Origin of the sequence: Bradyrhizobium sp. CCGB01 (assembly GCF_024199795.1) — a bacterium.
Lineage (GTDB): Bacteria > Pseudomonadota > Alphaproteobacteria > Rhizobiales > Xanthobacteraceae > Bradyrhizobium.
In genome coordinates, this window is the sequence record NZ_JANADK010000001.1 from 5304166 (window position 1) to 5319480 (window position 15315).

12 protein-coding genes are annotated in these 15315 nt (G+C 63.4%); 5 read left to right on the plus strand and 7 right to left on the minus strand.

Annotated features, from left to right (window positions below):
• The first annotated feature begins 101 nt into the window (after window positions 1–101).
• A complete protein-coding gene (locus NLM25_RS24485; protein WP_254138687.1) occupies window positions 102–1718 on the plus strand; it encodes a twin-arginine translocation signal domain-containing protein in 1617 nt (538 codons plus the stop codon).
• A 256-nt stretch (window positions 1719–1974) separates the two neighbouring features.
• Complete coding sequence (locus NLM25_RS24490) at window positions 1975–2877, plus strand: hypothetical protein (protein ID WP_309143612.1); 903 nt, start codon at window positions 1975–1977, stop codon at window positions 2875–2877.
• Between the two features lie 16 nt (window positions 2878–2893).
• On the opposite strand, the gene NLM25_RS24495 is transcribed toward NLM25_RS24490, so the two are convergent.
• Window positions 2894–5224 carry an ATP-binding protein gene (locus NLM25_RS24495; protein WP_254138689.1) on the minus strand — a complete coding sequence of 777 codons (2331 nt, stop codon included), beginning with the start codon at window positions 5222–5224 and terminating at the stop codon, window positions 2894–2896.
• Window positions 5225–5358: 134 nt separating this feature from the next.
• Here NLM25_RS24495 and xth point away from each other — a divergent pair, with 134 nt between their 5' ends.
• Window positions 5359–6156 (plus strand): exodeoxyribonuclease III, encoded by a 798-nt coding sequence (xth, locus tag NLM25_RS24500; RefSeq protein ID WP_254138690.1) that lies wholly within the window; start codon window positions 5359–5361, stop codon window positions 6154–6156.
• Between the two features lie 84 nt (window positions 6157–6240).
• Here the strand turns inward: xth and NLM25_RS24505 are convergent, their stop codons facing one another.
• From NLM25_RS24505 to NLM25_RS24530, 6 genes are all read right to left on the minus strand, one after another.
• Complete coding sequence (locus NLM25_RS24505; RefSeq protein ID WP_254119801.1) at window positions 6241–7068, minus strand: tetratricopeptide repeat protein; 828 nt, start codon at window positions 7066–7068, stop codon at window positions 6241–6243.
• Window positions 7055–8779, minus strand: coding sequence for a dihydroxy-acid dehydratase (gene ilvD, locus NLM25_RS24510; RefSeq protein WP_254138691.1), 1725 nt, complete (start codon window positions 8777–8779; stop codon window positions 7055–7057). The genes NLM25_RS24505 and ilvD overlap by 14 nt, the downstream gene beginning before the upstream one ends.
• 656 nt (window positions 8780–9435) lie before the next feature.
• Window positions 9436–9885 (minus strand): nuclear transport factor 2 family protein, encoded by a 450-nt coding sequence (locus NLM25_RS24515; RefSeq protein WP_254138692.1) that lies wholly within the window; start codon window positions 9883–9885, stop codon window positions 9436–9438.
• Window position 9886: 1 nt separating this feature from the next.
• Window positions 9887–10666 carry a ribonuclease activity regulator RraA gene (locus tag NLM25_RS24520; RefSeq protein WP_254138693.1) on the minus strand — a complete coding sequence of 260 codons (780 nt, stop codon included), beginning with the start codon at window positions 10664–10666 and terminating at the stop codon, window positions 9887–9889.
• A 12-nt stretch (window positions 10667–10678) separates the two neighbouring features.
• Window positions 10679–11878, minus strand: a complete 1200-nt coding sequence (locus tag NLM25_RS24525) for a mandelate racemase/muconate lactonizing enzyme family protein (RefSeq protein WP_254138694.1) — start codon at window positions 11876–11878, stop codon at window positions 10679–10681.
• A 37-nt stretch (window positions 11879–11915) separates the two neighbouring features.
• Window positions 11916–13271: an MFS transporter gene (locus tag NLM25_RS24530; RefSeq protein ID WP_254138695.1), complete on the minus strand. Its 1356-nt coding sequence runs from the start codon at window positions 13269–13271 to the stop codon at window positions 11916–11918.
• Between the two features lie 159 nt (window positions 13272–13430).
• Here NLM25_RS24530 and NLM25_RS24535 point away from each other — a divergent pair, with 159 nt between their 5' ends.
• Both NLM25_RS24535 and NLM25_RS24540 read left to right on the plus strand, forming a co-directional pair.
• A complete protein-coding gene (locus NLM25_RS24535; RefSeq protein WP_254138696.1) occupies window positions 13431–14315 on the plus strand; it encodes a LysR family transcriptional regulator in 885 nt (294 codons plus the stop codon).
• A gap of 515 nt (window positions 14316–14830) precedes the next feature.
• Window positions 14831–15229 (plus strand): hypothetical protein, encoded by a 399-nt coding sequence (locus NLM25_RS24540; RefSeq protein ID WP_254138697.1) that lies wholly within the window; start codon window positions 14831–14833, stop codon window positions 15227–15229.
• The last annotated feature ends 86 nt before the right edge of the window (window positions 15230–15315 follow it).

Here is a 15315-nt window from a genome sequence, read left to right on the forward strand (position 1 = left end):
AATCGTCAGTTGCCGTAAAGGTTTGCGATCGCCGCGCACGACAAGTGCGTGGCTGCCAAAGATACGGAGAACATTCGAACGCGAGCAAAAAGGAGAAGACAATGGAATCGAAGAGAGTGGAACGTCGGACGGTTCTTAAGGGGAGCGCAGCTGCAGTCGGCATGTTGGGGAGCGGAGCGTCCGCTTCGCTGGTGGCGGGCGTACAACAGGCATCCGCCGATGCGCCGCCATCGTCAGTTCCGGATAAAATTCAGGCTGCGTTTCAACGCTTCCGCGAAACGATTCCAGCAAACTTCGATCATGAGTATGTCGAGAAGGCCGTCAAACCGTTTTTTCTGACGAGTTTCTATGAAGGCGAGCGTCCAATGCTCCCCCTGATCGACGTCACGTTCAGCAAGGAAAACGCACTACCCTACGACCTATGGGGACTTATTACCCGGGACTGGCGGCCGACTCCCGAAGATGGCGTTACGGTCTTTTTGCAGGGTCTTGAGAAACGTGGCCCCAATAATCTCCGTAAGAGGATTTACTTCTCGGGGGTGACGCCGGACCTTTACAAGCCAATGTATGGACCGAAGGTCGTCGCATTCTTCGATAAGCTCATGGACAAGCAATTCGCCAACAAGCCGTTCATGCGGCATTACCTCAACTATTATTTCGACCTCTATTGGGACCTTCACCTTGGAGTGACCGGGAACGCCATTCCCTTCGAGGTGCGGCAGATTGGTGAAGCATTCAACACGGTTCTTGCGTACCGGAATCCTCTGCTGCCCATCACGTATGATAACTACATGATAGTTCGTGAGCGCCTCGACTTTCTGAAATCATGGATCGACGATCGACTCGCCGACATTGAAAGTGGCAAGACCAAGAATCCCGAAAAGACGATGGCTTGGTATTGGCTGAAGAACGCCGGCGACGGACATCACTTTGCGAAGCGGGACGTCGTGTTCGAGTGCTTCCACAATTTTGTGGCGCTCAGCCAATGGGGCAACTCGATCTTCGGGATCATGTCGCGTTTGTCCGAAGATGGTGGCGATCCGGCCGTGCGGGCATCTTTTCAGACGACGATGAGCGGAAATTTCGATAACGCCAACGGCGCTCCCTACACACCACTTGAATTGTTCGTCATGGAATTATTCCGCGTCATATCGCCAAACGGCGGCAGCATCTCAGCTATCCAGGATGCCAGGACCAGCGCCTATGGCGCATCTCCGCAGCAAAGATTTGGCCTACCCGTGGAACGCCATAGCTACATCAGCACACCCCACACAAGTACCAGCCTGGACCCGGTCCACTGGAAGGACCCGGATGCTTTCGATCCATCAAGGTATCTTGGCGTTCCCACCAGCGCCCAGATCAATGAAGGTAAATGCCAGCAGATCGGCCTCGCGCGATGCCCGTTTGAGATCACAAATTTCGAGGTCAAGGATGGACGTAAGGCAAACGTGACGAATAGTGGTTTCGGGACGGTTTTCGGTGTTGTCGACGGGAAGAGCATCCCCGTTTGTGACTATGCCGGCTTCGCACCATTCGGCTTCGGATACCGACGGTGTCCAGGCGAGCAGTTGACCATTCAGGTGTTCGAAGATTTTCTCCGCAAGGTCTGGCGCGACAAGATCGTCTTCCGCAAACTCAATCTAGCCAATGCAGGTCGGGTGCCGGTCGGACCCAACGCCGTGATCGAAGACGATCTTGGATTCGTCAGGTCGTCCTAAATTATCGTCGCGGCAATCCGTTCATACGCGCCGCATCGGCGTGAGCGCCGATGCGGCCACGGTGGGCAGTGAAGGATTGCCTTTCAGCCTTTCCCCGCTTGTACTAGGCCCCCGCGCGCTCCGAAGGTCGCGATAGTGGCTCTTGACCCGACTCGGACATCGCAGGTAGTGAGCGACGTGCGAACAGCCCAATCTGTTTAGGCGACGCCGATTCTTCATCGGCCGTAGCGCCCCCATAGCGGTTGTAAATGATCCAATGCGCATGATCGATCGTCTGTTCGCGTGCCTCGCTCTGTTCCTTGCCATCGCAGCCGTCCCGGTGCCTCCCGCGCTCGCTGCGGAAACCTGCCCGTTCATCAGCGCCAAGGAGCTAGCCGGCGCGATGCCGGCGCTCAAATGGTCACTGATTTCAAATCAGGACGGCCGCGGCTGCATCTACCAGGGCGGGCGCGGCGACACGATGATGCTCACCGTGTTCCGCAATCCCGACAAGGACCGCGCCAAGGAATTATACGCGACCTTCGTCAAGACGCTCGGCGAGCGCATGCCGCTGAACGCAGTCGCGGGGATCGGCGATGAAGGCCAGGGCGGAACGAGCGCCGCAGGCGCAGAGCGCCAGGAGGCATCGGTCGTGGCTTTGTCCGGCGATTACATTCTGCAGATCAGCGTCTATCCGGTCGGCCGGCGTGCCGACGGCGCGCTGCTCGGACCGATTACCGAAGCCGCGCGCGTTGCCATCGCCAACGTGAGCAAGAGCAGCGAGCGGTTCGGCAATTGCGAGTGGCTCACGGCCGCGGATGCCGACGGCTTTCTCGACACGAGCACGTTGACGGTCCAGCGCACCGGCGCAGGCAGCTGCATGATGTTCGATCGCGAGGCCAACACCATGACCGTCGCAGTGATCGCGATGTCGCGCGACACCGTCATCGGCATGATGAAACGCGCGGGCCCGTGCAAGCACGTGGCGATACCGGCACTCGGCAGTGAAGCGTTCGGCGAGCATTCCTGCACCAAGGGCAACGGCAACGCCGTCAACATCTATGTCTGGAAGAACGGCAGGCAGGCTTCGATCCTGTTCGCGCCGGTCAAGCCGCATCCGGAGTCCGGCTCGGTCGAGCGCCTGACGGCGGTCGCCGGGCGAGTCTATGGAAAACTGTGACGATCTGACGGGCGGTTTAAGCGCCCGTCATCTGCCTTTCCTCATCCGTCCACTCCACCTCATCAGGCATCAGCTCGGGCTGGAGCGGCGCGTCTTCCGTAATCACGTGTCCATCGAGTGCGCGCAGCAAGGCTGCGGCGAGCGCCGGCTTGCGTAGCGGCTTGGCCAGGAAGTCCGACATGCCCACTTCGCGGCAGATCGTGACGTCCTCGGGGAAGGCGTTGGCGGTCAGCGCAATGATCGGCAAGGCTTCGAAGCGCCCGCCTTGCGCGCGGATCGCCCGCGTCGCGGCAAGGCCGTCCATGTCCGGCATGCGCACGTCCATCAGCACGACATCGTAGTCGCCTTCTGAGGCCGCCGCGACGGCCTCGACGCCGTCGGTGACGACGCGCAGTTCGACGTCGAAGGCCCCTAACATCTTGCTCACGACCATGCGGTTGACGGCGTCGTCCTCGGCGACCAGCACCTTCAGCGACCGGTCCAGCCCGGCGATCCGCGCCTTGAGCTCGTCGGCTTCATCGCGGCCGGCCGCCTGGTCGGATGCCTGCGCCTGGCTCCAGGGCAGCACCAGCGTGAAGCGGAAGGTCGAGCCCTCGCCCGGTGTCGAGGTGACGCCAATGGTACCGCCCATCTGCTCGATGATGCGGCGAGAGATCGCAAGGCCAAGCCCGGTGCCGCCGAAGCGGCGGCTGATCGAGGCGTCGGCCTGGGCGAAGTCGCTGAAGAGTTGCCCGAGCTTCTCGGGCGAGATCCCGATGCCGCTGTCGGTCACGGTCCACTCGACGGTCGCAAGCAGATCGCGGCGCGCCTGACAGACGGCTGAGATCGTTACTTCGCCTTCGTCGGTGAACTTCACCGCGTTGGAGGCGAGATTGAGCAGCACCTGCCGGATGCGCGCGACGTCGCCGCGCAGCGTCGGCGGCAGCGCCGGATCGAGCTCGACCTTGATCGCCAGTCCCTTGCTCTTGGCACTCGCCCGCACGACGGTCGCGACCGCCTCGACCAGCGCCTGCGGGGCGAAGTCGATCGCCTCGAACGCGAAGCGTCCGGCCTCGAGCTTGGACAGATCGAGGATGTCGTTGAGGATGCGCTGCAGATTGTCGCCGGACTCCCGGATCGTGGTGACGGCCTCGTGCTGCTCCGGATCCAGCCTGGTTTCCAGCAGCATGCTGGCAAGCCCGAGCACGCCGTTCATCGGCGTGCGGATCTCGTGGCTCATCACCGCCAGGAAGTTGGATTTGGCGCGGCTCTCGGCCTCCGCCTTTTCCGCGCGCCAGCGCTCGGTGACGTCGCGGCCGAAGCCGCGATAGCCGAGGAACTGCCCGTCGCGGTCATAGGCGGGCTTCGCGGTCAGCGACCACAGCCGCGCCTCGCCGCCGGCGACGACCTTGAGGTTCATCTCGTGCAGCGGCTCGCTCTGCTCCATCAGGCCGACGACGTTGTAGGCTGCGCTCTTGTCCTCGGGACAGAGCATGTCGAGCACGTCGGCGAAATGCGATCCCTTCAGGAGTGGAAGCGGAAGCTGCGCCACTTCGGCGAAGCGTTGCGGCACGTCGACCAGATGCCCTTCGGCGTCGGTCTGCCACAGCCAGTCGCTTGCGTTCTCCTGAAAGTCCTTCAGCAGCAGCGAGATGATCTCGGTCTGCCGCTCAAGCTCGAGCTGGGCCTTGAGATTGCCGAGAAACAGATTGCCCTGCGAGACGATGTTGCGCGCCATGAAGAACGCGAACAGCAGCAGGAACACCGCGGTCACCAGATACGGCCCGGTGCCGCACAGGAGCAGCGCACCGGCACAGGCCATCGTCACGGTCGCGAGATAGACGAGGCCGGCGCGCGGGAAGGTCGACAGCGTGAAGGCGCCGCCGGACATCATGCCGACCATCAGGCAGGCGAGGATCAGCTGGCTGGTCGGCTCGACCCGGCTGAACAGTGCGAGCGGCAGAGTGCCCCAGATCGCCGCGAGGAAGAACGCCTGCCGCAGCATCTGCCGCGCGGCGCGCGCCGAGGCCTCCTGCGGCGGGTTCTGGTGAGCGCGCCGCCAGGCGCGCACCGCGAGCGAGGCGGTGGCGGCAAGGGTCATGCCCCAGATCGCGAGGAAATCGTTCCAGCCCCTGCCCCAAGTCAGGATCAGCACGATGGCGACGTTGAGCATGGTGACGGCCATGGTCACCGGGATCTGCCGCGTCACCGCATCGATCTGCTTGGCACGGATGCGGCGCAGCTCGCGCTCGCTGAGATCGGCGGTCATGCCGTCCTCGATCTCGAAGCCGCCGAGCCAGTACAGGAACGCGCCGACCAGGCCGTCGCGCGGCTCGCTTGCCCTCATGGATTTGTCCGGCCATCCCATTCGAAAAACCTTTTCGGTATCAATGGCCCAGGCCCGGCTTCAACCGGGTTAATTTTGTGGGAGATTTTGCGGCGTCCTTGACGGGCGTGTTTGCAGTTTGTTCTAACCATGGCCCCTGCCCGGAGCCCGCCGACATGCCCATCAGAGTTGCCACCTGGAACGTGAATTCGGTCCGGCAGCGGATCGATCTGCTGCTGACCTGGCTGAAAGAGTGCCAGCCGGACATCGTCTGCCTCCAGGAGATCAAATGCGTCGACGAGGCCTTCCCGCGACTGGAGATCGAGGCGCTCGGCTACAACGTGGTCACCCACGGTCAGAAGACCTTCAACGGCGTCGCTTTGCTCTCGAAGCTCCGCTTCGAGGAGACCAAGTCGGGGCTCGCCGGCGACGACGAGGACGCCCATGCGCGCTTCCTCGAGGGCGTGGTCACGCTGAAGCGCGGGGTGCTGCGCATCGCCTGCCTCTATCTGCCCAATGGCAATCCGGTCGGGACCGAGAAATATCCCTACAAGCTCAAATGGATGTCGCGGCTCCTTGAGTATTCGAAGGAGCGCCTCAAGGCCGAGGAGCCGCTGATCCTCGCGGGCGACTTCAACGTCATCCCGCATGCCCGCGACGTCCATAATCCCGCCGCCTGGACCGAGGACGCCCTGTTCAAGGCCGAGACGCGGGAGAGCTTTCAGTCCCTGCTCGGCCTCGGCCTCACCGACGCCCTGCGCGCGGTCACCGACGAGCCCGGGCTCTACACCTTCTGGGACTACCAGGCCGGCGCCTGGCAGAAGAATCATGGCTTGCGGATCGACCATCTGCTGCTGTCGCCGCAAGCCAGCGACCGGCTCGCCAATGTCGGCATCGACAGCTATGTGCGGGCTTGGGAGAAGCCGTCAGACCACGTGCCGGTATGGGCGGATCTGGATCTCGAGGCGGCTTGAGCCGGTGCGGGTGGGGATCCTGGATTACCCCAGCAGACTGCGCTTCGCGCAGCCGCGAGCCGACCCGGCCAATACGGGTACCGACTACCGGCGGCCCTGAACGCCCTGCACCCACTGTTCCAGCATTTGCAGGCACATGGCGCGGTCGTCGTCGGAGGCCTTGGCGAAAGCGCGGTTGTAGCTTTCCTTGATCCAGGTCTCCTCGATCCCGGCGCTGTCACGCGCCAGCGTCAGCCACATCAGGCCGCGCGCGGCCTGCCGCGGCAGGCGGTCGCCGTTGAACAGCATCTGGCCGAGCAGCGCCTGCGCCTCGTGCTGGCCCTTCTGGGCGGCAAGGCCGAGCCAGCGCGCGCCATAGCGGAAATCCTCGCGCGAGGCGTCGGGGGTCTTCAGATACAGCCGGGCGAGATCGTACTGCGCATCCGCATTGCCGAAATAGGAGGCCGCGTAGGAGAACATCTCCCGCGCCCGGTCCGGGTCGGCCTTGATCTTCGAGTTCGGGATGCCGGCGAGATAATAACGGCCGAGCGCGACGAAGGCATTGGCCACGACCTGCGCCTGCGGCGCTGACGGGCTGTCCTCGGCATGCGCATTGGCGATGCGGCTGAAATATTCGAAGGCGCGCACATCGTCCTGGGCGACACCGTCGCCGTTGGCATACATGCGGCCGAGCTTGAACTGGGCGCCGGGATGGCCGCCTTCGGCGGCATATTGCAGGGCGCTGAGCGAGGTTTCCTGGGGTGCGGTCGTCGGCGCGACCTTGCTGCGGACGGTCCCGGCGGCGCCCGGCAAGGTCGTCACGACCGGGATGGTCGCGTCCTTGCTGGCCGAACCGTCAAAGGCGAGCGCCGGCGCGGCCAGCGCACTGGCCCCCAACACAAACGCAACTATGGTACGCCTAGATGTCCGCATAGCACTGTTTCTCGTGCGCGCCGCCCGGATGGGTTACTGCCCCACCGACCGCTGGTCCAACCTGCTGAGCATATTTCCAGAGCGCACCCGACGTGTGGTTAGTCGCGCGAGCGCTCCATTTGGTTTTGCGCTGGGCGAGCTCCTGGTCGCTCAAATTTACGTTAAGGGTACCGGCGACGGCGTCGATCTCGATGATATCGCCGTCCTCGAGCAGCCCGATCGGGCCGCCGATGGCGGCTTCCGGGCCGACATGGCCGATGCAGAAGCCGCGGGTGGCGCCGGAGAAGCGGCCATCGGTGATGAGCGCGATCTTGCCGCCCATGCCCTGGCCGGTCAGCGCCGCGGTGGTCTGGAGCATTTCCCGCATGCCGGGACCGCCCTTGGGCCCCTCGTAGCGGATCACGATGACTTCGCCTTCGCGGTAGGTGCGCTTCTGGACTGCCTCGAAAGCATCCTCCTCGCGGTCGAAGCACCTGGCCGGACCGGTAAACCTGAGGTTGGACATTCCCGCGACTTTCACGATCGCACCTTCTGGCGCCAGATTGCCCTTCAGACCGACCACACCGCCAGTCACGGTGATGGGCTTATCTGCCGGGTGCACCACGTCTTGGTGCGGATTCCATTTCACGCTTTTGAGGTTTTCGGCGATCGTTCGACCGGTAACCGTAATGCAGTCACCGTGGAGAAATCCGTTGTCGAGCAGCGTCTTCATCAGAAGCGGTATGCCACCTACTTCAAACATGTCTTTGGCGACATAACGGCCGCCCGGCTTCAAATCCGCGACATATGGTGTCTTTTTGAAGATTTCGGCGACGTCGAACAGGTCGAACTTGATGCCGGCCTCGTGCGCGATCGCCGGCAGGTGCAGTGCAGCATTGGTCGAACCACCGGACGCCGCGACCACGGCGGCGGCGTTCTCCAGCGCCTTGCGGGTAACGATGTCGCGCGGCCGCAGGTTGGAGGCGATCAGGTCCATGACCTTCTCGCCCGCGGTCATGCAGAAAGCGTCGCGGATCTCGTACGGTGCCGGGGCGCCGGCCGAGTACGGCAGCGCGAGGCCGATCGCCTCGGAGACGGTCGCCATGGTGTTGGCGGTGAACTGCGCGCCGCAGGCGCCCGCCGAGGGGCACGCCACGCGCTCGATCTCGTCGAGGTCCTCGTCCGACATGGCACCGACCGAGTGCTTGCCGACCGCCTCGAACATGTCCTGCACGGTGACCTGCTGTCCGCGGAAATTGCCGGGCAGGATCGAGCCGCCATAGATGAAGATCGAGGGGACGTTGAGGCGGACCATCGCCATCATCATGCCCGGCAGCGACTTGTCGCAGCCGGCGAGTCCAACCAGGGCGTCATAGGCGTGGCCGCGGACGGTCAGTTCGACCGAGTCGGCGATGCACTCGCGCGACGGCAGCGACGAGCGCATGCCGTCATGGCCCATGGCGATGCCGTCGGTGACGGTGATGGTGCAGAATTCACGGGGGGTGCCGCCGGCCGACGCCACGCCCTTCTTCACCGCCTGCGCCTGACGCATCAGGGCGATGTTGCAGGGAGCAGCCTCGTTCCAGCATGAGGCGACGCCGACGAAGGGCTGGTGGATCTGGTCGGTGGTCAGACCCATGGCGTAGAAGTAGGACCGGTGCGGCGCGCGCGCAGGGCCTTCCGTCACGTGACGGCTCGGCAGCCTCTGCTTGATGTCGGTCTTCGCGTCCATCGCAAACCAGTTTCCCCGGCCAACCCTTTCAGACCCGAAAAATCAGAGCCAAGATTTGAATCGACCTTGGGATTTCTCGTTCTTCAAAGACCGCCGCTACCCTTCAAACTTTAGAGCGATTTTATTCATATCCGGGTGTGGCCAAAAAGCGGCGCTGATGCGAACGGACGGAGATAAGGGTTTAATCCAAGATGAGTGTTGCAGAGACGGCACAATCGTGGCTCGGAGGACACGGCTAGGCTTACCGTGATACCCGCAGTTGGAAGGTCGTTCACAACTTCAGATTTTGTGGCTGGAACGACGCACCCGGCTTCATCCTATGCGAAGGCGCCTCTGCTGAGTCGCGACACTTCTGGTCCTGTCCCTCCTGAAGTTGCGAGGCATGGGACGTAGCGCGCCCCATAGAGAGCCCCATCGCGCCGCAGAACGCACCTCAGCGACAACGGCTTTGCCATTGCGCGGGATGACGTCTTGTTCGCCGCATCGATTTCTGCACCCCAACGACGGACACACCTTCGCGTCCTCGCGGCGCATTCCGCCCGAGCTTTGCTTTGCTTTGCTCGCCCCACCCTCATATCCGGGGGCGCAGGGAAGGCCGGGTGCCGGCCGCACCCGCGGTCGGGACGCCCGTCGGTCCGAAGCTTCCCGGCCTGGCGTTATTCGTGCGGGAGGTGATATCCGCGACCACGATAATCAAAGTCCACGAGTTCGCAGATCCGAACCAAGGGATCGGCGGGCGCCGCGTAATAGGCCCGGATCTCCTTGATGAGACCGGTCGCCTCGTCGAACACATACCATTCGTCGCCACGCAGCGCGGTATTCTGCTTGCGCTTCCAATGGGTCCATTCGATCACGGCTTCCGGCGCCGTCGACGAGCACAGGATCTTTTCGATCGTCCATTGCGAGCCGAGAGTCTCGACGCACCAGATCCATTTGCGCGCAATGGTCTCGGCGCCGCGCCACGGAATGTCCGGCAAGCCCCGTGGAAAATAATGGACTGCGTCCGCGGTGAAGCAGGACATCAGGGCCTCGTGGTCAGCAGCGTTGCAGGCGTCGAAATAGCGACGGATCGTCGCCTCCATGGCGGCGGGCGATGTATTGCTCATCTCACCCTCCCGCCCGGATCGTCGTCGCGCTCGCCGGATCCGCGCCGGCCTTCTTCCAGGCCTCGAAATCGGCACGGACGGCAGGCGTCGGCGGATAGACGCCATAAAGCGGCTCGCCTGCGCCGATGCGATACGACAGGTATTTCTCGAGTTGGTCCCGCTTCTCGCAGAGGTCGGCCATCTCGGCCGCCAGATGCCGCGGCACGACGGTAATGCCGTCGCCGTCGCCAACGATGACATCTCCCGGATAGACCGCGACATCGGCGCACGCGATGGGCACGTTGAGGTCGGCGACCCGGTGATAGGACAGCCGTGTCGATGCCGTGACCTGCCGCGCATAGGCCGGGAAATCGAGCTGCGCCAGTTCCTGGCCGTCACGAAACGCGCCATCGGTGACGATCCCTGCTGCGCCGCGCACCTTCATCCGCGTTGGTAGCATCGCCCCGGCCGATGCGGCGCGCGGATCGTTGCGACTGTCGATCACCAGCACGTGGCCGGGCGGAATGTTCTCGACCGCCTCCCATTGCAGATTGTCGGCGTTCGGATGCGAAGTGAGCGTCTCGATCGTGTCGAGATCCTCGCGCGCCGGGATCATGCGCATGGTGAAGGCCTCGCCGGCGAAGCGGACCGCATCCCTGTTCATCGGCACCAGCCCGACCAGAAAACACTGGCGCAGGCCCTTCTTGAACAGCTCGGTGGTCAGCGAACCCGAGGAGACGTCCCTCAGCCGGCGGATGACGGAAGGATCGAGGGGCTGCAACTTTGTCTTTGGCTCATACATGGCGGTTCTCCCTCAGGGGCGCTTGCCGACCTCGTGGACGTCGCGCGCCCAGGCGCGCGCCTGTTCCGACAGACTGAAGCCGAGACCGGGCCGGTTCGGCACGATCATGCGGCCGTTCACGACTTCGAGCTTCTCGTTGAACATCGCCTCCGACCACTCGAAATGCTCGACCCAGGGTTCGCGCGCATAGGCGGCCGTCAGGTGCAGATGGATCTCCATGCAGTAATGCGGAGCGAGCTGAAGCTTCCTGTGATCGGCGAGCGCGAGGATCTTGAGGAACGGCGTGATGCCGCCGACGCGCGGCGCGTCGGGCTGGATGAAGTCGACCGAATTGTTGCGGATCAGTTCGTAGTGCTCGTCGACACTCGTCAACATCTCGCCGGTCGCGATGGGGGTCGCAAGCTCGGCCGCGAGCGCGGCATGGCCCTCGTAGTCGTAGGCGTCGAGCGGTTCCTCGATCCAGGTCAGGTTGAACTGCTCGGCGATACGTCCAAAGCGCAAGGCGGTGGTGCGGTCCCATTGCTGGTTGGCGTCGATCGCGAGCGGAACGTCGCCGATATGATTGCGCACCGCCTCGATGCGCTTGAGGTCCACCATCGGATCGGGCTGGCCGACCTTCAGCTTGATGGCGCCGATGCCCCTGTCGAGCGCCATGCTGACGCGCTCCTTCACCTCCTCGATCGGCATCGAGAGGTATCCGCCCGAGGTGTTGTAGCAGCGCACGGAATCGCGATGGGCGCCGAGCAGCTTTGCCAGCGGCAGTTCGGCGCGCTTGGCCTTGAGATCCCACAACGCGATGTCGAAGGCGGCGATCGCCTGCGTGGACATGCCGCTGCGGCCGACCGAGGCGCCGGCCCAGACCAGCTTGTCCCAGAGCCGCGCGATATCGCTCGGATCCTCGCCGATCAGCTCGCCGGCGATCTCCTTTGCATGCGCGAACTGGCCCGGACCGCCGGCGCGCTTCGAATAGCTGTAGCCAATACCGCTATGGCCGTTCTCGGTCTCGATCTCCGCAAACAGGAAGGCGATCTCGGTGAGCGGCTTCTGCCGGCCGGTGAGAACCTTTGCGTCGCTGATCGCCTGGGCTAGCGGCAGGAAGACGAGCGACGTCCGCACCCAGGCGATCCGGTCGGTCGTGGCTTCGCCGGCCGCAAGACCGGCAGCCAGCGGGTTGGCGATGATGCGCGTATTGGCCTGCGTGTGGACGTTCATGGCTTTCTCCTTTGATGTGGATTTTCAGGTGATGAGGTTATTCGGCCGCCACTGGCGCGGCGCGGATCAGCCCGGCGCCCTCGCGAATGACGAGGCGTTCGATCGGCCCGACGATGACCCAGTAGCAAAGCACCGCGAGCAGCCCGTGCAGGCCGACATAGAGCAACGCGCCGTTGAACGATCCGGTGGCAGAGAGGATGTAGCCAATCGCAACCGGCGTCACGATTCCGGCAGTGTTGCCGATAGCGTTGAAGACGCCGCCGGTAAGACCGATCACCTCCTTGGGTGCGGTGTCGGCGACGACCGTCCAGCCGAGTGAGCCAAAACCCTTGCCGAAGAAGGCCGCGCTCATCAGCACCGTGATGAGGACCGTCGAGTCCGTGTAGTTGCAGCCGATGATGAGCACGGTCATGACGAGGCCGATCGTGATCGGGGTCTTGCGCGCGATGCTGAGCGAACCGGTGCGCTTGAACAGCCAGTCAGAGAAGAATCCGGTCGCAACGCCGCCGACGAAGCCGCAGATGGCGGGAATGGTCGCGATCAGGCTCGCATCGAGCACGGACAGGCCGCGCGCCTTGACGAGGTAGGTCGGAAACCACGAGACGAAGAACCAGGTGATCGACGAGATGCCGTATTGCGCGAGGAAGATGCCGACGAGCATGCGGCTTTTGAACAGCTCTGCGAGATCGGACCATTGCGGGCCATGCGCCGCGGCAACGGCCGGCGATGCACCGCCGAGTTCGACCAGCGCGCCTCCCGCACGCAGATGATCGAGCTCCGCCGCGCTTATCTTGGGATGACCGCTCGGCGGATAATAGGTGACGGCCCAGACCGCTGCGAACAGGAAGCCCAGCGCGCCCATGACGGCGAAGATGTGCTCCCAACCAAATCGATGATCGAGGAAGCCCATCAGCGGAATGAAGACGACAAGCGAGACGTATTGCGCGCTGTTGAAGATGGCGCCTGCGATACCGCGCTCCGCGGACGGAAACCACGCCGCGATGATGCGCCCGGCCGCGGGACCCACGGGTGACTCGAAGACGCCCAGCATGAAGCGCAAGATCAGCATCACCAGGAACGGATAGCTTGCCCAGCCGACGCAGCTCATCAGGAAGGTGACGAACGACCACAGGATCAATCCGCCCAAAATGGTCTGCTTCGCGCCGAGCCGGTCCGCGATCCATCCTGCGGGCAGATGCGCCAGCACGTAGGCCCACGCGAACGCCGAAAACATCCAGCCGAGCTCGACCGGCGTGATGCCGAGCGCCTTCGACATGTTGGGACCGGCGATCGACAGTGTCGCCCGATCGCCGCTGCTGAGCGCCAGCAGGATGGTGATCAACGCCAAGGTGACGAAACGATAATGCGTCCGTGCGGACGGCTTCTGCTCCATGGTCACGCTGCTCCCTTTCCCGGTTTTGTTTTGCCCGGCCGCCTTCGGCGACCGTGGAGGTCCGCAACGTCAGCGACGTCCGGACGCGAGAAAGCTAGATCAGCGATCAATTCAGGTCTAAACTCATTTTTGGATTTAATTGATCCAGAAAAGGTATCAATGATCGAGTTCGGGCAAGTGCGCGCGTTCGTGGCGGTGGCCGATGAGTTGAACTTCGGTCGCGCCGCCAAGCGGCTGAACATGACGCAGCCCCCGCTGAGCCGGCAGATCCAGATTCTGGAAGGGACGCTCGGGGTGAAGCTGCTGGAGCGCACCAGCCGCTCCGTGAAGCTGACCGCCGCAGGCCGCGCCTTCCTCGGCGAAGCGCGCGCACTGCTTCAGCAGCGCGAGCACGCTGTGAAGGCGGCGCGCCAGGCAGCGGCGCTGACCGGCGGCGCGCTGTCGATCGGCTTCGTCGGCGCGACCACTTACGGCTATTTGCCCTGGCTTGCGACGCGCGTTCGCGATGAGTTGCCTGACATCGAGATCACATTCGAAGAGCTGACCTCGCGCCAGCAGCTCGATGCGCTGAGATCCGGGCGGATCGACCTTGGCCTCGTTCGGCCGATCGAGACGGAGAAGCCGATCAGAAGTGCGAGCGTCTTCCGCGAAGGACTTGCCCTTGCGCTGCCGCTCGACCATCCGCTCGCGGTGCGCCGGCGGCCGGAGCTGTCGCATCTCGAGGGACAGCCCTTCATCATGTATTCGCCCGACGGACCGTATATGCGTTCACTGTTGACCGCGGCGTTCGATGCCAATGGTGTGCGGCCGCAAGTGGTGCAATCGATGAGTCAGGCGCAGGCGATCCTGTCGCTGGTAAGCGCGGGCCTCGGACTTGCCATCGTGCCGGACGAGACCCGCAATGCGTGCTTCGACAATGTCGTGTTTCGCCCGATCAGGCTCGGACCATCCGTCTTCGCCGAGCTGCACGCGATCTGGCGCAGCGACAACCGTAACGCCGCGCTGCCGAGGCTGCGCGAACTTGCGTTCCGGACGGCACGCTGAGCGCAGTCGGGAAGACAGCATCCGAAGGACCATGGTCTATTTCCGGTGCGTCTGTCCGGACTGCGCCTCGAATCTCGCGACCGGCCTGTCGAATTGCCAGAGCTCCACATCGTGGCTGTCGACGAGTTTCGCGGCGCGAGAGATCGCGGATTCATCGTCGGCACAGTCCATCTGAACCACTCCGATCGGTACGCTGTGTCGTCCCACGACAAATGCGCGGTATGCCGGCATCCTGACCTCCAAGAAAGAGTTGCAGCTTCACGTCAGAACATGACGGCGGACAAATTTGAATTCGATGGGGATCGCATCGCCCGTTTCTAGGAACGGCATAGGTGCCGCGCTGGTCCTATGCCGAATCTATACAATCGGGACCGCGCTCATCTCGAAATCCTATCGCAACCGGAAACATATCGAGCCGGTCACGCAGCCCGATGCATCGCAGGGACCGCGACAACAACAACCGAACCGGTGAACTCATGTCTCCCTCAGAGATCAGCGACAGAATCATAGAACCGATGATCGCGCTCGCAGGCTGCTCACCCCGGCAGCGCATCGTCGTGGTCGGCGCGAAGAGCATGGAATTGACGATCGATCTGCAAAGGCGCGGATATTTCCTGGCCGCAGCGGCCGGCAATTGCGGCCGGGCGGCCGCCCAATACGACGCAGCCCTCGTGGACTGGCGACGACGCCCGCTTGGCGCTCTCGGTGCGGCGGTGGATTGGCTCGACGGTTTCCTCGGCCCCCGCGCCGTGCTGGTGATCTGGCTCGACGCGCAGAAATCGGCAGCGAAGGACAATCTTCGCGCCGCGGTCGCAAAGCGTGGCTTCGTCGTCCTGCAAGGCACCGAACATCCGTGTGGCAGCGCCCTGCTCGCGCGACGTTCGCAAGCCTATCCGATGCAAAAGGCGGCCTAGGCACGCTGGCGATCAGAGAGAGCTGGAACAGCCGCATGGCTGATCCAGCCCTTGGAGACCCTCATATGTTGAAATCGAAGATACGA